Consider the following 19,488-nt stretch of genomic DNA (forward strand, 5'->3'; position numbering starts at 1 on the left):
GGCGGGATAAGTGACGGCTACGGGCCGGACACCCCGACCCGCCGCAGCAGCCACGCTCGAAACGCGCGGGCCTCCGGCGAAAGGCGTTTGAAGCTGCGGGCCACCAGAAAGTAGGCCCCGTGGCGGACGGACAGGGCGAAGGGCTGGAGGAGGTGGCCGGCGGCGATCTCCTCGGCAGCGAGGAAGCGGTCGGCCAGCGCGACGCCGTGGCCCCGCAGGGCGGCCTGAAGCACCAGGTTGCCCTCGGCGAAGATCTGCGCGCGGCCGAGCGGCGCGTCCGGCAGGCCGGCGGCGGAAAACCAGCGCTCCCAGACGCTGCGGTTCTCCTCGTGCAGCAGGGTATGCGCAAGCAGGTCGGCCGGCGCCCTCAGGGGCGGGCCGCCGGCCAGGAGGCCGGGCGCGATCACCGGCACCATCTCCACATCCATGAGGTGATCGGCCTCGGTGCGCGGCCAGGCCCTGGCGTCCGCCCCGTGGCGGATGGCGATCTCGGCCTCGTGCGCGCGGAACTCGACGAGCCGCATGTCGGAATCGACCGCGACGTCGATTTCCGGATGGGCGGCGCGGAAGCCGTCGAGGTTCGGCACGAGCCAGCCGGCGGCGAAGGACGGCTCGGCGCTGATCTCCAGCAGCCCGCCGCCGCGCCGTCCCCGGATTTCCGACAGGCTCGCATCCATGGCGTCGAAGGAGCGCGAGAGCACGCCGAGCAGCGCCTGTCCCGCCGGCGTCAGGCGCACGCTGCGGTGGCGCCGCTCGAAAAGCGGCTTGCCGAGCTCGGCCTCCAGGTCCTTCACCTGCCGGCTGACGGCGGCCTGCGAGACGGCAAGCTCGTCCGCCGCGAGCGTGAAGCTTCCGAGCCGGCCCGCCGCCTCGAAACTCCTCAGCGCCGTCAAGGGCAGCCGTCCGCGCTTCATCGCATAACCTCAAGTCATCCGAAATCGACGATAAACTCGTTTGAGGACAAGAGGCAAGCGGGCGGACAATCCATGCGATCCGGCAAGCATGGAGGACTGGACAATGCTCGATACCGTTACGGCCATCTTCATGGAGGTCGTCCGCCTCCTCACCTTCCAGGCCCGGCCGTCCGGGCCGCAGCGCCACAGGAAAGCCGTTGTTAACCACTCGGATACCGACCGGGTGCGATAACGGCCGCGGAAACCTCAAGGAAAGACAGAAACGACATGCCGATCCGCAGCGTCATGCGACAGGGACTGAAGCGCGCCGTGATCACCGGCGGGCTGGAGGTCGCGCATCTGGCCGAGCGGGTCGGGCTGATGGCTTCGGCCCGCGGCATGGGCGCGATCTTCACGCTGCACCATGTCCGCCCGAAGGTGCCGCACGCCTTCGATCCGAATGCCCATCTGGAGATCACGCCGGAATTCCTGGACGCGGCGATCGCGCACCTGAAGGAGGAAGGCTACCAGTTCGTGGCGCTTGCCGACATGCCGGCGCGGCTCGCCATCGCGCGGGCGGGCGAACGGTTCGCCGCCTTCACGCTCGACGACGGCTACCGCAACAACGCGGTGCACGCCCAGCCGGTCTTCACGCTCCACAAGGTGCCGTTCACGGTCTTCGTCTCGCCGGGCCTGGCCGGCAAGACGCACGGCATCTGGTGGGAGACGCTGACGGAGCTCCTGCGCGCCGTCCCGCATCTGGAATTCGATTTCGGCTTAGGCCCGGTCACCATGCCGCTCGCCACGCCCTTCCAGAAGCAGGCGGCCTACAGCCGCTTCGCGCGCTTCGTCCATGCCCAAGCGGAGGAGGCGGCCGCGATCGAGCGCCTCGACGCGGCGGCGAGGGCCCACGGCATCGACCCGCTGATGATCACCGAACGGCTCGTCATGCGCGAGCCGGAGCTGAAGAGCCTCGTGCTCAACCCGCTCGCCTCCATCGGCGCCCATACGGTCAGCCACCGGGCGCTCGCCCGCCTCAGCGACGAGGAGGCGCGGCGCGAGATGGACGAGTCGGCCGAGCGCATCGCCGCGATCACCGGCCAGCGCCCGGAAACCTTCGCCTATCCCTATGGCGACCGCGCGGCCGTCTCGCCGCGCGAGCACCGGCTTGCCAAGGAGCTCGGCTTCCGCGTCGCCGTGACCACGGAGGCCGGCACGCTCTCGGCCCGCTCCTTCGACACGCCGACCGCCCTGCCCCGCATCTCGCTGAACGGGCTCTACCAGAAGCCGAAATATGTCGGGGCGCTCGCCTCGGGCATCCCCTTCCGGCTGATGCGGCGATCGTCCTGAACGCCCCCACCTGCGTGCCTGATCGCATCCACAGTTCGGCCCCTCACGCATTGTGCGGTCAGCCCCTCACGCTAACCCTCTCCCCGCAAGCGGGGAAAGGGGACGTGCCCGAAGCGGCGGCAGCAGGAGGGCAGAACGGCGCGGCAGATCCCCTTCTCCCCGTTCACGGGGAGAAGGTCCCGGCAGGGGGATGAGGGGCGGGGCGGCCCGAAGACAAACAGCGCCCCCGCAGCCCTCGGCAATTCACGGATACATCCGCGCCTTCGTCCATCCCCTGCCGTCCTCCGCGCGGCGGAATTCCACGCGGTCGTGCAGGCGGAAGGGGCGGTCGTGCCAGAACTCGATCGACACCGGCTTCAGGCGGAAGCCGGACCAGTGCGGCGGGCGGGGAATCTCGCCGATCGCGTAGCGGGCGGTGTATTCGGCGACGGCCTTTTCCAGCGCGAAGCGGCTTTCGAGCGGGCGCGACTGCTTCGAGGCCCAGGCGCCGATGCGGCTGCCGCGCGGGCGCGAGGCATAGTATTCGTCGGCCTCCGCGTCGGTGACGATCTCCACGTCGCCGCGCACGCGCACCTGCCGGCGCAGCGATTTCCAGTGGAAGCACATGGCGGCCTTGCGGGCGCCGAGGATCTCCACGCCCTTTCGGCTCTCGAAATTCGTGTAGAAGACGAAGCCGCGCTCGTCGAACCCCTTGAGCAGGACCATGCGCACATTCGGCAGGCCCGTCTCGTCGACGGTCGCCAGCGCCAGCGCGTTCGGGTCGTTCGGCTCCGTCCTGCCGGCCTCCTCGAGCCAGGCGCCGAACAGGGCATAGGGTTCGTTTTGCTCGGTGAAGTCACCGGTTGTTAACGCATTTTCGCTCATATTCGATTCAATGCCGATCTATCTAGCTGTATGAGGCAGTCTGGAGTGAAAGTCATAACAAAGACGCGACCGGAGACAAAGCCATACTGGACGCGCTGGCGTGGGCTCGCCGCCGCCATGATGTCCGGCGTGGTTCTTTCGGGCTGCATGAGCGGCCTCGACCTGTTCTCCGACAGCAACGTCGACAAGACGGTGCGCACCAGCACCGTGCCGAACGGCGGGACGGAACGCCTCTCCGACGAGATCACCGTGCGCAACGCGGTTTCCTCGGCCGACCTCGCACGCACCGGCGGCAGCCCCATTCCGTGGGCGAACTCCGCCTCCGGCAGCGCCGGCGTGATCAGCAGCATCGCGGAAAACCGGGACAATGCCGGCCGCACCTGCCGCGACTTCGTGACGACGAAACATTCCTACCAGGGCATTGCCAGCTTCACCGGCCGCACCTGCATGGGCAATTCCGGCGAATGGCTCCTTCTCGCCTTCGATCGCCAGGGTTGATCCCGTTCGGGGCGCGTTTGCCATTTTTCAACCCTGACCCGTAACCGGCGGTTAGGACGTTCATCGCTAGCATGGACGGTAAAACGGAAACGGGTGGAAGTTATGCGTGATCCCTATTCGGTCCTCGGCGTGAAGCGGAACGCCGGGCAGGAGGAAATAAAGGCCGCCTGGCGCTCGCTGGCCAAGGCCGTGCATCCCGACCAGAATCACGACGACCCGTTCGCCACCATCCGCTTCACCGAAGCGGGCCGTGCCTACGACCTCCTGCGCGACCCGGAAAAACGCAGCCGCTACGACCGCCAGCAGCGCGAGGCCGAGCTTCGCCGCATGGAGCAGATGCGCCGCCGCGAGGCCGAGCGCAAGGCCAAGACCGAGGCCCCGCGCATGTCCGGCGAGGACGCGGAGGACATGATCGCCCGCATCTTCGGCGTCGATGCGCGCGCGCCGCAGGCCGATGCCAAGGCCCAGCCGCGCCCGCAGCCGCAGGCCGGTGCCGCCCCGGCGCAGGACGCCCGCAAGGCCGCCGAGGAGCCCGCCGCCGAGGAGACGGCACCGGCCCGCGCCGGCGCGCCGGCGGCCGCCATCATCTCCGCCATCATCCGCCGCATCCGCGGCAGCCGCGCCAGGGTCGAGAAGGCGCCCGACCTCGTCGCCGACGTCACCGTCACGGTCGAGGACATCCTGAACCGCGTGCGCCCGACGATCGAGACGCCGGAGGGCCAGACGATCCGCGTGCCGATCGGCGCGGGCACGACGGACGGCCAGGTGATCCGCCTCAAGGAGGCCGGATACCGCATCGAGAACCTGAGGCGCGGCGACGCCGTCGTCACCGTGCGCGTGGCGCCCGGCCGTTTCCGCGTCGACGGCTTCGACCTGAAGGTCGACCTGCCGGTGACGATCGAGAACGCCGTGCTCGGCTGGGAGACGACCATCGAGGGCCCGCTCGGCCCCCTGCCCGTGACCGTCCCGGCCTGGTCCGGATCCGACCAGGCGATCCGCATCGAAGGGGAAGGGCTGACGAAGGAGAACGGCGAACGCGGCGACCTCATCGCCGAAGTGCGCCTCCTGCTGTGGGAGAAGCCGGACGACAAGATGATCGACCTCATGCGGTCGCTGCGCGAAGGCCTCTACCTTTGAACCGTCCATGACGCTTGCGTGAAAGATGCACCCATTGTTACGGATGCTAACAGTTCCTGAACCCCCGCGCGCTTGAACCGCATTGCTGCCTATGCCATAGGCAATTTCGACTTTAGTTTCAGGGGGCAAACCATGGTTCAGGCATCTGGTCTGATGAAGGGCAAGCGCGGCGTCATCATGGGCGTCGCCAACAACCGTTCCATCGCCTGGGGCATTGCCAAGGCCATCCACGCACAGGGCGGCGAAATCGCCTTCACCTACCAGGGCGATGCGCTGAAGAAGCGCGTCGAGCCGCTGGCCGCCGAGATCGGCGCGGTGCTGGCCGGCGATTGCGACGTTTCCGACGAGGCCTCAATCGACGCGGTCTTCGAGAATGTCGAGAAGATGTGGGGCAAGATCGACTTCATCGTGCACGCCATCGGCTTTTCCGACAAGGACGAGCTGACCGGCCGCTACGTCGACACGACGCCGGGCAACTTCGCCAAGACGATGCAGATCTCGGTCTATTCCTTCACCTCCGTCGCCCGGCGCGCGGAAAAGCTGATGACCGACGGCGGCGCGATGCTGACGCTGACCTATTACGGCGCAGAGAAGGTGATGCCGAACTACAACGTGATGGGCGTCGCCAAGGCCGCGCTGGAAGCGAGCGTGAAATACCTCGCCGTCGACCTCGGCCCGAAGAACATCCGCGTCAACGCCATCTCCGCCGGCCCGATCAAGACGCTCGCGGCCTCCGGCATCGGCGACTTCCGCTACATCCTCAAATGGAACGAGTACAACGCGCCGCTGCGCCGTACCGTCACCATCGAGGAAGTGGGCGATGTCGGCCTCTACCTGCTCTCGGACCTTTCGCGTTCGGTGACGGGCGAGACGCACCATGCCGACAGCGGCTACCACGTCATCGGCATGAAGGCCGTCGACGCGCCGGACATCTCCGTCGTCAAGGATTGATCGACTTTAGACGCAATTGCGGGGGAAAACCGCTTCACGCTTTTCCCGCAATTGCTTCGAGGGGCCCGTCTTGCTCATCTACATGATCCGCCACGGCCAGACCGCGTGGAATGCAGAGGGCAGGCTGCAGGGCCAGAAGGACATCCCGCTCAACGACACGGGCCGCGGGCAGGCGGCCGGCAACGGCCTCGCCCTCAAGGGCATCCTCGGCGATAAGGTTTCCGGCTTCGACTTCGTGGCGAGCCCGCTCGGGCGCACGCGCGAGACGATGGAGATCCTGCGCCGCGCCATGGGCCTCGATCCTTCGGCCTACCGCACCGACCCGCGCCTCGTCGAAGTGTCCTTCGGCGACTGGGAGGGCTATACGCTCGCCGAGCTGAGGGAGCGGGCGCCGGAGCGCGTGGAGGAACGCGCCCGCGCGAAATGGAACTTCATCCCGCCCGGAGAAGCGGCCGAAAGCTACGAGATCCTCTGCTGGCGCGTCGGCTCGTTCCTCGGCGACGTGACGCGCCCGACCGTCTGCGTCAGCCATGGCGGCGTCTTCCGGGCCGCCTTCCGCCTCCACGGCATGGACGAGGAGGACGCGGCCAACACGCCGATCCACCAGGACCGGATCCTGCGCATCGACGGCACGGGCATGCACTGGTTGTGAGATGCGGGAGGAAGGCCCCTCGCCCGCCTATTGCAGGACTTCGAGATCGTTGATGACGCGCTTGCCGTCGACTTCCGTGTAGAACACCAGCACCTTCACGCCCGGCTCCAGCCCCTCGAAATTGAACTCTTCCGGGGCCTGGTACTTCTTGCCGTCGTCGAGCGACAGGCTGAGATTCGCCGTGTCCACATTCGTGATCACGGCTTCGACGTCCGCGCTTTCCGAAAAAGCGGCGAGCGGCGAGAGGAAAACGGCCGTGGCCATCAGTGCTGCGATGAGCAACCGCATCGTACGAACCCCTGGAAATGAATCGGTCTTCTTGCTGGTCACGTCAGATGCCCCCCAAATATGGCGAAATTCGCCCGCTCCGCGCCCGTGGGAGAAATGGATGGCCGGAAAGCGCCGGCGAATCAAGGCGCGGCGCGGCATCATCCCCGGGATTGTCCGGCAGACGGCCTCCCGGCCCGGCCCCGGACACCCCGCGGAGCCTCGCCCGGCGGGCGGAAATGCAGGCATTTCAGTTGCTTATAAAGGCAATCTTAAGGAAGCCTCACTACTGTTTCGCGATAATCGGGGACGCTCCTCTTGCCTTTGACCGCCGCCATCCGCCACCATCTGGCATCCATCGCAGAATGGGCGAGGCCTTCGCTCGTTCCGGCGGCGATCGCCGGCTGCGTGATCCTCACGGCGGGCATCTTCTACGAGCGGCAGAACGAGCGGGTCTACCGCAACGAACTGCAGAACCACGTCTCGGGGGACCTGGCGCTTGTCGGCGCCCGGCTGCAGAGCGAGGTGAACAGCAACGTGGCGGCGCTGCGCAGCGTGGCCAACCTGTTCGCCGTCGCGCCGGACCAGGCGATGGCGCAATTCGACGTCTTCGCCCGCAAGCTGATGCTGCAGAACACCCATTTCCGCCGCGTCGGCGTCGCGCCCGGCGGAAAGGTGAGCCACGCCTTCCCGCTCGACGGCAACCGGCACTACCTCGGCACCGACTTCAACCGCTTCCCCTCCTTCCGCCGCGCCGCCCAGGCGGACCGTTCGCGCGGACGGCCGCTGATGTTCGGCCCGGTCGAGTTCGCCAGGGGCGGGCGCGGCTTCAACCTCTTCATGCCGGTCTTCACCGATACCGGGGCGCAGCCCCATTTCTGGGGCTACATCGACGGGGTGATCGACGAGCGCAAGCTCTTCGCCGATGCGGGCCTGACCGGCCCCGGCCGCCATGCCGGGCCGGACATGGCGCAGCACGATGCCGATATAGAGCTCGCCATCCGCGACGTGAGCGTGCCCGACAACATCGTCGACCCGTTCTTCGGCGATGTGCGCGTCTTCGAGAGCGACCCGGTGGTGCAGGTGCTCGACTTTCCCGGCGGGCGCTGGGAACTCGCCGCCATCCCGGCAAAGGGCTGGCAGCACCCGCCGGAGAACCTGACGCAGGTTCGGCTGGTCATCGCCGCCGCCGCCCTCGTCGTCATCGTTCCGATCTTCCTGACCGGCGGCCTCGTCAGCGAGCGCCAGCGCAACATCGCCCGGCTGAAGGCGCGCGAGCGCCAGGTCCAGTCGCTCTCGCAGCGCCTCGACATCGCGCTCGGCGCATCCAAGATCGGCATATGGGAATTCGACTTCCTGACCGGCGTGCGCAACTGGGATGCCCAGATGCACCGCCTGCACGGCTTTCCCGAAGGCCAGACGCCGAACGATCAGGAATGGCGCTCCGTGCTCCACCCGGACGACGTCGCCACCGCCAGGGCCGAGATGGACCTGATCCGCGCCGGCGGCAACGACTACAAATCGCAGTACCGCATCCTCATGCCGGACGGCACCTGGCACTATATCCGCAATGTCGGCTCGCGCCTCATCGGCCCGAACGGCGAGGAGAAGCTGACCGGCATCAGCTGGGACGTCACCGAGGACGTGCTCCTCAACCAGGCGCTGAAGAGCGCCAAGGAACACGCGGAAGTGCAGAACGCCGAGCTTGCCAAGCTCACCCGGCGCCTCGATCTCGCGCTCGATTCCTACCAGTGCGGCCTGTGGGAGGCCGATCTGGAAGACGGGCTGACGCTGTGGGACGAGCGGATGCACCAGCTCTACGGCGTGAAGAACACCGGCGAGCGCATCACCCACGAGACCTGGCTCGGCGCCATCCACCCCGACGACCGCGCGGAAGCGGAACGCAAGGTCAACGAGGCCATCGAGGAGGGCGTGCCCTACCTGCGCACTTCGCGCGTGGTGCTTCCCGACGGCACCGTCCGCCACATCCAGTCCGTCGGCAAGCTGCATGTGGAGCAGGACGGCCGCCGAAAGCTCGTCGGCCTCGCCTTCGACGTCACCGACGACGTGCAGATGACCGCCCGGCTCAAGGAGGCCAAGGAGCAGGCCGACCGGCAGAACGCGGAGCTGGAGCAGGCCAAGGACCGCATCGAGCACAATGCGCTGCACGACCCGCTGACCGGCCTCGGCAACCGCCGCAAGCTCGACGGCGAGCTGACGGACATCGCCGAACGCAGCGCGGCGGCGGACATGCGCATCGCCATCCTCCACATCGACCTCGACCGCTTCAAGCAGATCAACGACACGCTCGGCCATGCCGCCGGCGACGCGCTGCTCGTGCATGCCTCGAAGGTGCTGCGCTCCGCCGTGCGCGCGGGCGACCTCGTCGCGCGCATCGGCGGCGACGAATTCGTCGTGGTCGTCGGCGACACGACCGACCAGGCCTATCTCGCCACCCTCGCCCGCCGCATCATCACGCAGATGCAGCAGCCCGTCGACTACGAGGGGCATCTGTGCCGATTCGGCGTCAGCATCGGCATCGCGCTCGCCGAAGGCCGGTCGATCGATACAGCGAAGCTGCTCGTCAACGCCGACATCGCCCTCTACCGCGCCAAGGCGCTCGGCCGGAACCGGCACGAATTCTTCACCGAGGTGCTCGAGGCCGAGATCATCTCCAACAAGCGCATCGCCGACGACATCCTGGCAGGCATCGAGAACAACGAGTTCGTGCCCTACTACCAGCCGCAGATCGACGCCGGCACGCTGAAGCTGGCGGGCGCCGAGGCGCTCATCCGCTGGAACCATCCGCGCGACGGCCTGCTGACGCCCGACCGCTTCCTGAAGATCGCCGAAGACCTCAACGTCATGGCGACGCTCGACCGGATCGTGCTGGAAAAGGCGCTCATCGACTGCGCCCGCTGGGCCGCACAGGGCCTGATCATGCCGAAGATCTCGGTCAACGTCTCCGCCCGGCGGCTGCGCGACGAGAGCCTGATCGACAGCCTCAGCGGCCTTTCGATCCAGCCCGGCCAGATCGCCTTCGAACTGGTGGAATCGATCTTCCTCGACGAGAGCGACGACGTGGTGCTCGCCAACCTGGAGCGCATCAAGGCGCTCGGCATCGACATCGAGATCGACGACTTCGGCACCGGCCACACCTCGATCGTCAGCCTGCTGAAGCTCAAGCCCAAGCGGCTGAAGATCGACCGCCAGCTCGTCGCCCCCATCCTTTCCTCGCGCAACGAACAGGCGCTGGTGCGCTCCATCATCGAGATCGGCCGCTCGCTCGGCATCGAGATCGTGGCGGAGGGCGTGGAGACCATGCAGCACGCCGAAATGCTGAGCCTCCTCGGCTGCGACCTCCTGCAGGGCTACGCCTTCGCAAAGCCCCTCTCCCGCGACGCCTTCCTGGCCTTCGGGCGCGAGATGCGGTGGAAGCTGGCGTCGTAGGAGAACCGCCCCTCATCCCCCTGCCGGGACCTTCTCCCCGCAAGCGGGGCGAAGGGAGAGGATGCACACGCTTTCCCAGACAACAGGCGTTGCATTCGGAAGAACGCCTCGCGACTTGTTCCGTCTCCCCGCCTGCGGGGAGAAGGTGGCGACAGCCGGATGAGGGGCAAACACCGACATCGCCATGCAGGAAGCGCGAAACCCTTGTCCCTCCCCTCCCTTTTCCACTAAGAGGGAACGCACTTTCTATCGGGTCCGGTTCCGCTCATGTCGCACAACACCTTCGGTCACCTCTTCCGCGTCACCACCTGGGGCGAAAGCCACGGGCCTGCGCTCGGCTGCGTGGTGGACGGCTGCCCGCCCGGCATCCGCTTCACGCTCGGAGAAATCCAGGCCTGGCTCGACAAGCGCAAGCCCGGCCAGTCCCGCTTCGTGACGCAGCGCCGCGAGGACGACCTCGTCAAGGTGCTCTCCGGCGTCATGCCGGACGAGGACGGCGTCACGATGATCACCACCGGCGCGCCCGTCTCCATGCTGATCGAGAACACCGACCAGCGCTCCAAGGACTACGGCGAGATCGCGCGGCGCTACCGCCCCGGCCACGCCGACTTCACCTATGACGTCAAGTACGGCATCCGCGACTATCGCGGCGGCGGGCGGTCCTCCGCCCGCGAGACGGCCGCGCGCGTCGCCGCCGGCGGGCTGGCCCGCAAGGTCGTGCCGGGCCTTGCCGTCCGCGCAGCGCTGGTGCAGATCGGCAAGCACAGGATCGACCGCCGCAACTGGGACTGGAACGAGGTGAACAACAACCCGTTCTTCGCGCCCGACCCCGCCATCGTGCCCGTCTGGGAAGAATATCTCGACGGCATCCGCAAGGCCGGCTCCTCCATCGGCGCGGTCGTGGAGGTCGTCGCCGAGGGCGTGCCGGCCGGCATCGGCGCGCCGATCTACGGCAAGCTCGACCAGGACATCGCCTCGCTCCTCATGTCGATCAACGCCGTCAAGGGCGTCGAGATCGGCGAGGGCTTCGCTTCCGCCGAACTCACCGGCGAGGAGAACGCCGACGAGATGCGCATGGGCAACGACGGCAACCCGATCTTCCTCTCCAACCACGCGGGCGGCATCCTCGGCGGCATCTCCACCGGCCAGCCCGTCGTCGCGCGCTTCGCCATCAAGCCGACCTCCTCGATCCTCACCGAGCGCCGCTCCATCGACGCCGACGGCAACAATGTCGACGTGCGCACCAAGGGCCGGCACGACCCCTGCGTCGGCATCCGCGCCGTGCCGATCGGCGAGGCGATGGTCGCCTGCGCCATCGCCGACCACTACCTGCGCGACCGGGGCCAGACCGGCCGTCTGAAATAGGAGCATTCCATGAGCTACGACCAGAAGCGTGTCGTCGAGGCCATCCGCGCCTTCGAGGCCGGCGAGATCGTCGTCGTCACCGACGACGACGGCCGCGAGAACGAGGGCGACCTCATCGTCGCCGCCGTGCACTGCACGCCGGAGAAGATGGCCTTCATCGTGCGCCACACCTCCGGCATCGTCTGCACGCCCATGCCGCGCGAGGAGGCCAAGCGCCTCAACCTCAACGCCATGGTGGCGGAAAACGATTCGGCCCACACCACCGCCTTCACCGTCTCCGTCGACTTCAAGCACGGCACGACGACCGGCATTTCCGCCGACGACCGCACGCTGACGGTGCGCAACCTCGCCAACCCGAATGTCGGCCCGACCGATTTCGTGCGCCCCGGCCACATCTTCCCGCTCGTCGCGCGCGAGGGCGGCGTGCTGATGCGCTCCGGCCATACGGAAGCGGCCGTCGACCTCTGCCGGCTCGCGAGCCTGCCGCCAATCGGCGTGATCTGCGAACTCGTCAACGATGACGGCACCGTGATGCGCGGGCCGCAGGTGGCGGCCTTCGCCGAGCAGCACGGCCTCAGGCAGGTCTCCGTCGCCGACCTCATCGCCTATCGCCAGCGCAAGGAAACGCTGATCGAGCAGGTCGGCAGCTTCGACATCGAAACGCCCTACGGCAAGGCGAGGGCCCTGACCTACACCCTGCCCTGGGACCCGATGCAGCACCTTGCCGTGGTCTTCGGCGACATCCGCGACGGCGTCGACATTCCCGTGCGCCTGCACCTCGAAAACGTCGGCGGCGACGTGTTCGGCGCGGGCCGCCAGATCGACGCCATCATGAAGCGCATCGCGGACCAGGGCCGCGGCGTCATCGTCTACCTGCGCGAAGGCTCCGTCGGCGTCGGCGCGTCCCAGACCGCCCGCAAGGGCAAGCACGACCGCGAGGGCCACGACGAGGCGCAGGCGCGCGAGAGCGAATGGCTGGAAATCGGCCTCGGCGCGCAGATCCTCAAGGACCTCGGCATCACCTCGATCCGCCTGATGGCCTCCCGCGAGCGCCACTATGTCGGGCTCGAAGGCTTCGGCATCCAGATCAGCGCGACGGATCTGTGCTAGGCAGGAATATCAGCCTCTTGCCGTCGCTCCGATATGTGCTATTTATGTAGCACATATCGGAGGCATCGACATGACGGTCACGGCAAAGATTCGCCGACAGGGCGGCGCGACGGTCTTCAGCATTCCGCCGGCGCTCTTGAAGATGCTCGGCGCGGAAGTCGGAACCGAACTGACCCTCGCTGTCAGCAACGGCTCGCTCGTCGCAACGCCCAGGACGCAGAAGAAGAGATACACGCTCGCCGAGCTTCTGGAAGGCGCCGACGAGATGGCCGCGCTCGGCGAGGAGGCCAAGGCTTGGCAGGGCGGGACGCGCACCGGCAACGAAATTTTCTGATGGTCCGAAGCAACATACCGCGGCGCGGCGACGTCTTCATCGTCGACCTCAACCCTGTCGTCGGCCGCGAGATGAAGGACGACCATCGCTGCGTGGTCATCACCCCGCGCGAGATCAACGCCGTCGGCATGTGCTTGGTCGTGCCCATCACGACCGGCGGGCAGTTCACGCGCAACGCGGGCCTCGCGGTGAACATCTCCGGACACAGGACGACGGGCGTCGCGCTGTGCAACCAGGTCAGGGCGCTGGACATCGTCGAGCGCGTGAAGAACAAGTCCGCGCGCTACATCGAAACGCTGGACGATTACCTGACGGACGAGATCGCGGCCCGCGTGGTCAGCATGATCGATCCTGCATGATGCCGAGCGGCAGTCTCACGCCCCCTCGCCGCGCCACCCGTCCAGCCAGCGCACCGCCTCCACGCCGGCGAATCGCGCCACGCGCGCAAGCTCGGCCTCCAGCCGTTCCATCCGCCCGGTCGAGGCGCGGACCTTCGGCTCCCACCAGAGCCGCCTGACGTCGAGCGTGCCGGCCCGGCGGTCGGCCTTCATGTCGATGCGGCCGACGAGGCGGTCGCCCTCGAGCAGGGGGAAGACGTAGTAGCCGTATTGCCGCTTCGGCCCCGGCACGAAGACCTCGATGCGGTAGACGTAGCCGAAGAGCCGTTCGGTGCGATTGCGGTCGCGGATCAGGGGATCGAAGGGCGAGAGCACCCGCAGGCGCGCGGGCGGCTCGGGAATGGCGCCGAGCGTGTCCGGAAGGCCGGCGAAGGCATGGGAGGCGCGCGGCTTGCCGCCGTCGGCCGTCTCGATGGCGACGGGCTGGAGCTCGTCGCGATGGGCCTCCACCCAGGCTCTCGCCTCCTCCGGCGAGATCAGGTCCCAGAAGGCGGCGATCTCGCCGTGCGTGGCGAAACCCAGCCGCGCGAGCGCGCTGCGGCAGGCCCAGTCGACGAAGGCGTCGTGCCCGACATCCGGCGCGTGATGGTGCGGCGGCAGCACGCGCTCGACGAGGTCGTAGACCTTCTGGAAGTTCTCGCGCCTTGCGATCGCCAGCTTGCCGGTGCGCCAGAGATATTCGAGCGCCGTCTTGTTCGGATGCCAGTTCCACCAGCCGCCGGACTTGTGGCCGTCCGCCTTCAGGTCGCGCGACAGCACCGGGCCGCCCGAGACGATGCGCGCGTAGGTCTCCTCGAACGCATCCTCGAAGCCCGGCTCGCGCCACTTGCGCCAGCGCTCGATGATGGCGGCCTCCTCGCGGCGGAAGCGGTGCTTCCAGTAGCGGAAGAAGGCGCTCGGGATGATGGAGGCGTCGTGCGTCCAGTTCTCGAAGAGCTCGCCGTCCTTCTCCAGGAGGTCCGTCAGGTGCTCGCGCCGGTAGGTCTGGTTGCGCGAGAAGAGGATCTGGTGGTGCGCCCGCTCGACGGTGGCGATGCTGTCCACCTGCACGAAACCGATGTCGTGGATGAGCTGCAGCAGCCCTTCCTTGCCGAGGAGGCGGCCGGGAGAAGCGCTGAGGCCCTGGCGGGCGAGGAAGATGCGCCGGGCCTCGGCGTTGGAGAGGAGAATCGTCATGCCGGATGATAGGCATATATTCCCGGTTTGTTCCACCCGGTTTTCTTTCGGACCCGACATGTTATAGGTCCGTCCGACTTTCTGCGAACCGGGATCCCGCTCTTGGACATCGTCTTTTCCGCCGCCACGGTGCGCTATGCCGGACGCACCGCGCTCCATCCGCTGACCCTGACGCTTTCGGAACGGCGCATCGGCGTCGTCGGCCTCAACGGTTCCGGCAAGACGACCATGGCGCGGCTGATCAACGGCCTCGTCAAGCCGACCGAGGGCACGGTGACGGTCGGCGGGCTGGACACGGTGACGGACGAGAAGGCCGCGCGCGGGAAGACCGGCTTCATCTTCCAGAACCCGCAGCACCAGATGATCCTGCCGATCCTCGCCGAGGACATCGCCTTCGGCCTCAAGAACCGCGGGCTCGGCAAGGCGGAGATCGCCGAGAGGACGCAGGCGATCCTTGCGCGCTTCGACATTTCCCACCTCGCGCAGCGGCGCGTGCACGAGCTTTCCGGCGGCGAGACGCAGCTCGGCGCGATCGCCAGCGTGCTCGTCACCGGCCCGGACCTGCTGATCCTCGACGAGCCGACCAACCAGCTTGACCTCAAGAACCGCGCGCTGATCGAGCGTACCGTGGCCGGCCTGCCGGAACAGGTGCTCGTCATCACGCACGACCTCGCGCTACTCGACGGCTTCGACCGCGTGCTGGTCTTCCACGAGGGACGGCTTGCGGCCGACGACCGGCCGGCCGGGGCGATCCGCGCCTATAGGGAGATCGCGGCATGCTGAACGGCCTCGACATCGAAGGCGATTCGCCGCTCCACCGCATGCCGGTGCGCGGCAAGCTCGTCCTGCTCTTCGCGGCGGCGATCGGGCTTTTCCTCGTCTCGGACCTGCGGCTTCTCGCGCCGGCACTCGCACTTGCCGCCGCGCTCTACCTCTCGACGGGGATAGGCCACAGGGAGGCCATCCGGCGCACGCGATTCGTGCTCTTCACGGTCGTCCTCGTCGCGGCGGCGAACTACGTCTTCCACTCGCCGCACGAAGGCTTCGTCGTCTTCTGCCGCCTTTCCGCGCTCGTCCTCCTCGCCGCGGCCGTTACCACGACGACCGGCATCTCGGCCTTCATGGACGAGATCACCCGGCTCGTCACGCCGCTCGAGCGATTCGGCTTCGTGCGGGCGACGGACATCAGCCTCGCGGCCGGCCTCGTCATCCGCTTCGTGCCGGAAATCTTCGCGCGCTACCGGGACATCGCGGACGCCCACCGGGCGCGCGGACTGCCGGTCCGGCCGCTCACGACCCTCGTGCCGCTCATCATCCTCACGCTGAAGGATGCGGATACAATCGCCATGGCGATTGACGCCCGCGGCTTTCGGCGGCACTAAACCCTATCTTGTCCACTCGGGAAACCTGACATGACCACCAGAGACATCGTCCTCGTCGCCCTCTTCGCCGCGATCATGGTGGTGCTGGGCCTGCTGCCGCCGATCACGCTCGGCTTCATTCCGGTGCCCATCACCGCGCAATCGCTCGGCCCCATGCTGGCGGGCTGCATCCTCGGCGCAAGGAGAGGCTCCGCCTCCATGCTCCTCTTCCTGCTGCTCGTGGCCATCGGCCTGCCCGTCCTGTCCGGCGGGCGCGGCGGCCTTGCGGTCTTTGCCGGCCCGACGGCGGGCTATCTCGTCGGCTGGGTCTTCGGGGCCTTCGTCTGCGGGCTGATCGCCGAGCGCTTCGTCAGGGAAGACCAGGGCGAGCTCGCGCAGCTCCTCACCTTCCTCGCCGCCTCCGTCGCCGGCGGCATCGCGGTCGTCTACTTCTTCGGCATCCCGTGGCTCGCCTACATGAGCGGCCAGGCCTTCTTCCAGACGGCCCTCGCCTCGCTCGTCTTCCTGCCCGGCGACCTCATCAAGGCCTTCGTCGCCATGCTCGCCGGCCGCGCCGTGCTCGCCGGCTACCCGCTGCTGCCGCAGCGCGCCTGAGCCGATGCCGCTTTCCGGCGCCCTCGAGCGGCACGCCGCCGGAAATCCAACGAGCCCGGCCTTCCACCTGGAGGGCCGGGTTCTTTCCTACGGCGCGCTCGCCGCGACCGCGCGCCGGCTGCACGCGGCCTTCGAGGCCCTCGCCCCGGCCGGCCGAAGCGCGGTCGGGCCGGAGAACCGGCTGGTCGCCATCCTCACCGGCAACCACGCCCTCTTCCCCGCCGCCTTCGCCGCTGCGACGTCCGGCAGCACCTGCGCCGCGCTGATCGACCCGCACCTGCCGGAGGCGACCTGCCGGCGCATGCTCGAAAAGCTCGCGCCCGATCTCCTCGTGACGGCGGAAGGCGACGGCCTCCTCGTGCGCGATCCGCACATCGGCGCGGCCCTGGCCGTCGCCGAAAGCGAGGGCGCCGACGCGCCGCCGCTGCCGGAGGGCGCCGATAGCGGCCCGTTCCTGATCGTCTTCACCTCCGGCACCACCGCCGCGCCGAAGCCGATCGTCCGCGACCGCCGCTCCTGGCGGCTGAGCCTTGCGGCCGGCGCGCCGTTCTTCGGCATCGACGCCGCCACCGGCACCTATGCGCCCGGCCCCCTCGCCCACGGCCTTGCGCTCTATGCGATGACGGAAACGCTGCTCGCCGGCGGCGCCTTCCATTCCGCCCGGCACTTCGATGCGGCCGAGGCGCTCGCAACGATCGGCGGCAACGGCATCCGACGCCTCGTGCTGGTGCCCACCATGCTGCGCCGGCTCTGCGCGGGCGCAGCGCTCGAAGGCGTCGAGGCCATCACGGTGGCCGGCGCCAAGCTGACGGCCGGCGACCACGCGCTCTGCGCAAGAACATTCCCGAGGGCGGCGCTCCGCGAATATTACGGCGCCTCCGAACTCGGCTTCATCACCGTGACCGCGCCCGGCGACCCGGCCTCCGCCACCGCGGTCGGCAAGGCGTTCCCGGGGGTGAAGCTCTGCGTGCTGGACGAGGCCGGCAGGCCGCTGCCGGCCGGCGAGACGGGCACCATCTTCGTCGAAAGCCCGCTCGTCGCCACCGGCTACCTCGGCGCCGGGGACGGCGCGGGGCTTTCCCGCTTCGGCGCACGCGCCACGGTGGGCGACCTCGGTTTCCTGGAGGCGGACGGCACGCTGCATCTTCTCGGCCGCTCCGGCGGCATGGTGCTCTCCGGCGGCAACAACATCTACCCTTCGGAGGTGGAGGCCGCGCTCCTCGGCCTTCCCCGGGTGCGCGGCGCCCATGTCTTCGGCATCGACCATGCCGATCTCGGCAGCGAGCTCGTCGCGGTGATCGAGCCGGACGGGCCGGGGCCGGCGCCCGAAGCCCTGAAGGCCGCGATGGCGGCGGTGCTGCCGCGCTACAAGCAGCCGCGCCGCCTCTGGCTGTGTCGCGCCCTGCCGGTCACGCCCTCCGGCAAGGTCGAGGCGAAGACGGTGCGGCAATGGGTGGCGGAGGCAAGCGATGCGCTCGAACGCCTCCTCTGATCCCGCCCGCATCCCCGTCGTCGCCGCGGCGTTCCGCACGCCGGTCGGCCGCATCGGCGGCACGCTCGCTGCCGTCGAGCCGGCCAGCCTTGCCGTGCCCCTCATCCGCCGCATCCTCGCCGAGACAGGGCTGCGGCCCGAGGCCGTGGACGACGTGATCCTCGGCAATGCCGCCAACAGCGCCGGCAACCTCGCGCGCCTTGCCGCGCTGGAGGCCGGGCTTCCCGTCCGCGTGCCCGGCATGACGGTGGACCGGCAATGCGGCTCGGGGCTGGAGGCGATTTCGCTCGCCGCGCGGCTCGTGCAGGCCGGCGCCGGGCGCTTCTACCTTGCCGGCGGCACCGAGAGCGCCAGCCGCGCGCACCTGCGCTTCCGCCCGGCGGCGGCGCCCGGCAAGGAGCCGGAGCCGGTGGGCCGCGCCCGCATGGCGCCGGATGCGATCGGCGATCCGGACATGGGGATCGCCGCGGAGAACGTCGCCGCCCATGCCGGCATCGGCCGGCAGCGGCAGGACGCCTTCGCGCTCGAAAGCCACCGGCGCGCCGTGGCGGCCGGGAAGGCCGGCCGCTTTTTAAAGGAGATCGTGCCGGTCGAAACGCCGGCCGGCCGCGTCCTGCGCGACGAGTGCCCGCGCGAGGACACCTCGCTCGAACGGCTTGCCGCGCTGAAGCCCGTCTTCAAGCCGGCCGGAACGGTGACGGCGGGCAATGCCTGCCCGGTCAACGACGGCGCCGCGCTCGTGCTGGTGACCTCGCTCGCTGACGCGGAAAACCTCGGCCTCGGCCCGCTGCTGGAAATCGCCAACAGCGCGGTGGCCGGCGTCGATCCGAACCTGCTCGGCCTCGGCCCGGTGCCGGCCATGGAAAAGCTCGCCGCGCGCAATCCCGGCCTCGACGCGGCAAAAGTTCCGCTCATCGAATTCAACGAGGCCTTCGCCTCGCAGGTGCTGGCCAGCCTCGATGCGCTCGGCATCGATGCCGCCGCCGTCAACCGCGACGGCGGCGCGCTGGCGCTCGGCCATCCCTATGGCGCGTCCGGCGCCATCCTCGTCACACGGCTCTTCGCGCAGATGCGGGACGCCGGAGCCGGCACGGAAGCGCTCGCCATGATGGGCATCGGCGGCGGCATGGGCATCGCGGCCCTGTTCCGGAAAATGTGAGGAGCGGCTGCCTCAGGCGAGGAAAGGCTTCAGCCAGTCGCGCACCGGCTGCGGCACGTTGACGGGCTGGCGGCTCGAGGGGTCGACGGCGACCCAGACGATCTCCAGGTCGGCGACCGCCGCGCCTTTGAAGGAAATCGCCACCGCGAAGCTGAGCGAGGTCGCGCCGATGCGCGTGACCGAGACCTTGAAGCGGGCGATGTCGTCGAGCCTGAGGCCGCGGTGGAACGTGCAGCCGGACTTGCGGACGAAGTAGACCGGATCGCTTTCTCCCCGCGGCCGGTGGCGCCAGAGGCCGGCGACGGCGGCCTCGGCATGGGCGTAATAGGCGGCATTGTGCATGTGGCCGTGCATGTCTATATCGCGGAAGGGTATCCGGACCTCGCTGACCGTGATGTCTGCCGCCTGTTCCACGT

General features: G+C 68.5%; 21 protein-coding genes. 16 read left to right on the top strand and 5 right to left on the bottom strand.

The window, feature by feature from the left end:
- Nucleotides 1-17: 17 nt before the first annotated feature.
- A complete protein-coding gene (locus tag ACIIOY_RS03075; protein ID WP_411033154.1) occupies nucleotides 18-914 on the bottom strand; it encodes a LysR substrate-binding domain-containing protein in 897 nt (298 codons plus the stop codon).
- A gap of 103 nt (nucleotides 915-1,017) precedes the next feature.
- Between ACIIOY_RS03075 and ACIIOY_RS03080 the strand changes: the two genes are divergently transcribed.
- Both ACIIOY_RS03080 and ACIIOY_RS03085 read left to right on the top strand, forming a co-directional pair.
- On the top strand, nucleotides 1,018-1,146 hold the full coding sequence (locus ACIIOY_RS03080) for a hypothetical protein (protein WP_411033155.1): 129 nt from the start codon (nucleotides 1,018-1,020) through the stop codon (nucleotides 1,144-1,146).
- Between the two features lie 35 nt (nucleotides 1,147-1,181).
- Complete coding sequence (locus ACIIOY_RS03085) at nucleotides 1,182-2,243, top strand: polysaccharide deacetylase family protein (RefSeq protein WP_411033156.1); 1,062 nt, start codon at nucleotides 1,182-1,184, stop codon at nucleotides 2,241-2,243.
- Nucleotides 2,244-2,486: 243 nt separating this feature from the next.
- Here the strand turns inward: ACIIOY_RS03085 and pdxH are convergent, their stop codons facing one another.
- A complete protein-coding gene (gene pdxH / locus ACIIOY_RS03090; RefSeq protein WP_411033157.1) occupies nucleotides 2,487-3,107 on the bottom strand; it encodes a pyridoxamine 5'-phosphate oxidase in 621 nt (206 codons plus the stop codon).
- Between the two features lie 45 nt (nucleotides 3,108-3,152).
- Here pdxH and ACIIOY_RS03095 point away from each other — a divergent pair, with 45 nt between their 5' ends.
- The 4 genes from ACIIOY_RS03095 (at nucleotide 3,153) to ACIIOY_RS03110 (ending at nucleotide 6,345) form a co-directional block, all read left to right on the top strand.
- Nucleotides 3,153-3,605 (top strand): RT0821/Lpp0805 family surface protein, encoded by a 453-nt coding sequence (locus ACIIOY_RS03095; protein ID WP_411033158.1) that lies wholly within the window; start codon nucleotides 3,153-3,155, stop codon nucleotides 3,603-3,605.
- Nucleotides 3,606-3,707: 102 nt separating this feature from the next.
- The gene (locus tag ACIIOY_RS03100) at nucleotides 3,708-4,742 is read left to right on the top strand and encodes a DnaJ C-terminal domain-containing protein (RefSeq protein ID WP_411033159.1); all 1,035 of its coding nucleotides are present in this window, start codon (nucleotides 3,708-3,710) and stop codon (nucleotides 4,740-4,742) included.
- Nucleotides 4,743-4,874: 132 nt separating this feature from the next.
- Nucleotides 4,875-5,693: an enoyl-ACP reductase FabI gene (gene fabI, locus ACIIOY_RS03105; protein WP_411033160.1), complete on the top strand. Its 819-nt coding sequence runs from the start codon at nucleotides 4,875-4,877 to the stop codon at nucleotides 5,691-5,693.
- A gap of 70 nt (nucleotides 5,694-5,763) precedes the next feature.
- Complete coding sequence (locus ACIIOY_RS03110; protein ID WP_411033161.1) at nucleotides 5,764-6,345, top strand: histidine phosphatase family protein; 582 nt, start codon at nucleotides 5,764-5,766, stop codon at nucleotides 6,343-6,345.
- Nucleotides 6,346-6,372: 27 nt separating this feature from the next.
- Here ACIIOY_RS03110 and ACIIOY_RS03115 read toward each other — a convergent pair whose 3' ends face one another.
- Nucleotides 6,373-6,633, bottom strand: coding sequence for a DUF1344 domain-containing protein (locus ACIIOY_RS03115; protein ID WP_411033162.1), 261 nt, complete (start codon nucleotides 6,631-6,633; stop codon nucleotides 6,373-6,375).
- Nucleotides 6,634-6,930: 297 nt separating this feature from the next.
- Between ACIIOY_RS03115 and ACIIOY_RS03120 the strand changes: the two genes are divergently transcribed.
- The 5 genes from ACIIOY_RS03120 (at nucleotide 6,931) to mazF (ending at nucleotide 13,230) form a co-directional block, all read left to right on the top strand.
- Nucleotides 6,931-10,062: a bifunctional diguanylate cyclase/phosphodiesterase gene (locus ACIIOY_RS03120; RefSeq protein WP_411033163.1), complete on the top strand. Its 3,132-nt coding sequence runs from the start codon at nucleotides 6,931-6,933 to the stop codon at nucleotides 10,060-10,062.
- A gap of 267 nt (nucleotides 10,063-10,329) precedes the next feature.
- A complete protein-coding gene (aroC, locus tag ACIIOY_RS03125) occupies nucleotides 10,330-11,427 on the top strand; it encodes a chorismate synthase (protein ID WP_411033164.1) in 1,098 nt (365 codons plus the stop codon).
- Between the two features lie 9 nt (nucleotides 11,428-11,436).
- Nucleotides 11,437-12,537 (top strand): 3,4-dihydroxy-2-butanone-4-phosphate synthase, encoded by a 1,101-nt coding sequence (gene ribB, locus ACIIOY_RS03130; RefSeq protein ID WP_411033165.1) that lies wholly within the window; start codon nucleotides 11,437-11,439, stop codon nucleotides 12,535-12,537.
- A gap of 70 nt (nucleotides 12,538-12,607) precedes the next feature.
- Entirely contained in the window at nucleotides 12,608-12,871 is a 264-nt protein-coding gene (locus ACIIOY_RS03135; RefSeq protein WP_411033166.1) for an AbrB/MazE/SpoVT family DNA-binding domain-containing protein, read from the top strand.
- The gene (gene mazF / locus ACIIOY_RS03140; protein ID WP_411033167.1) at nucleotides 12,871-13,230 is read left to right on the top strand and encodes a type II toxin-antitoxin system toxin MazF; all 360 of its coding nucleotides are present in this window, start codon (nucleotides 12,871-12,873) and stop codon (nucleotides 13,228-13,230) included. Before ACIIOY_RS03135 ends, mazF begins: the two co-directional genes overlap by 1 nt.
- Nucleotides 13,231-13,245: 15 nt before the next feature.
- Here the strand turns inward: mazF and ACIIOY_RS03145 are convergent, their stop codons facing one another.
- Nucleotides 13,246-14,445, bottom strand: a complete 1,200-nt coding sequence (locus tag ACIIOY_RS03145) for a winged helix-turn-helix domain-containing protein (RefSeq protein ID WP_411033168.1) — start codon at nucleotides 14,443-14,445, stop codon at nucleotides 13,246-13,248.
- A 102-nt stretch (nucleotides 14,446-14,547) separates the two neighbouring features.
- Here ACIIOY_RS03145 and ACIIOY_RS03150 point away from each other — a divergent pair, with 102 nt between their 5' ends.
- Genes ACIIOY_RS03150 through ACIIOY_RS03170 form a run of 5 tightly spaced genes read left to right on the top strand, consistent with a single transcriptional unit; the run spans nucleotide 14,548 to nucleotide 19,072 of the window.
- Nucleotides 14,548-15,228 (top strand): energy-coupling factor ABC transporter ATP-binding protein, encoded by a 681-nt coding sequence (locus ACIIOY_RS03150; protein ID WP_411033169.1) that lies wholly within the window; start codon nucleotides 14,548-14,550, stop codon nucleotides 15,226-15,228.
- Nucleotides 15,222-15,827: an energy-coupling factor transporter transmembrane component T family protein gene (locus ACIIOY_RS03155; protein WP_411033170.1), complete on the top strand. Its 606-nt coding sequence runs from the start codon at nucleotides 15,222-15,224 to the stop codon at nucleotides 15,825-15,827. Before ACIIOY_RS03150 ends, ACIIOY_RS03155 begins: the two co-directional genes overlap by 7 nt.
- 30 nt (nucleotides 15,828-15,857) lie before the next feature.
- Nucleotides 15,858-16,421: a biotin transporter BioY gene (locus tag ACIIOY_RS03160; protein ID WP_411033171.1), complete on the top strand. Its 564-nt coding sequence runs from the start codon at nucleotides 15,858-15,860 to the stop codon at nucleotides 16,419-16,421.
- A gap of 4 nt (nucleotides 16,422-16,425) precedes the next feature.
- Nucleotides 16,426-17,913, top strand: a complete 1,488-nt coding sequence (locus tag ACIIOY_RS03165; protein WP_411033172.1) for a class I adenylate-forming enzyme family protein — start codon at nucleotides 16,426-16,428, stop codon at nucleotides 17,911-17,913.
- Nucleotides 17,891-19,072, top strand: coding sequence for a thiolase family protein (locus ACIIOY_RS03170; protein ID WP_411033173.1), 1,182 nt, complete (start codon nucleotides 17,891-17,893; stop codon nucleotides 19,070-19,072). Before ACIIOY_RS03165 ends, ACIIOY_RS03170 begins: the two co-directional genes overlap by 23 nt.
- Before the next feature lie 12 nt (nucleotides 19,073-19,084).
- Here ACIIOY_RS03170 and ACIIOY_RS03175 read toward each other — a convergent pair whose 3' ends face one another.
- On the bottom strand, nucleotides 19,085-19,486 hold the full coding sequence (locus ACIIOY_RS03175; protein WP_411033174.1) for an acyl-CoA thioesterase: 402 nt from the start codon (nucleotides 19,484-19,486) through the stop codon (nucleotides 19,085-19,087).
- Nucleotides 19,487-19,488 lie beyond the last annotated feature (2 nt).

The sequence above is a fragment of the Shinella agrisoli genome, from assembly GCF_046557955.1.
Classification (GTDB): domain Bacteria; phylum Pseudomonadota; class Alphaproteobacteria; order Rhizobiales; family Rhizobiaceae; genus Shinella.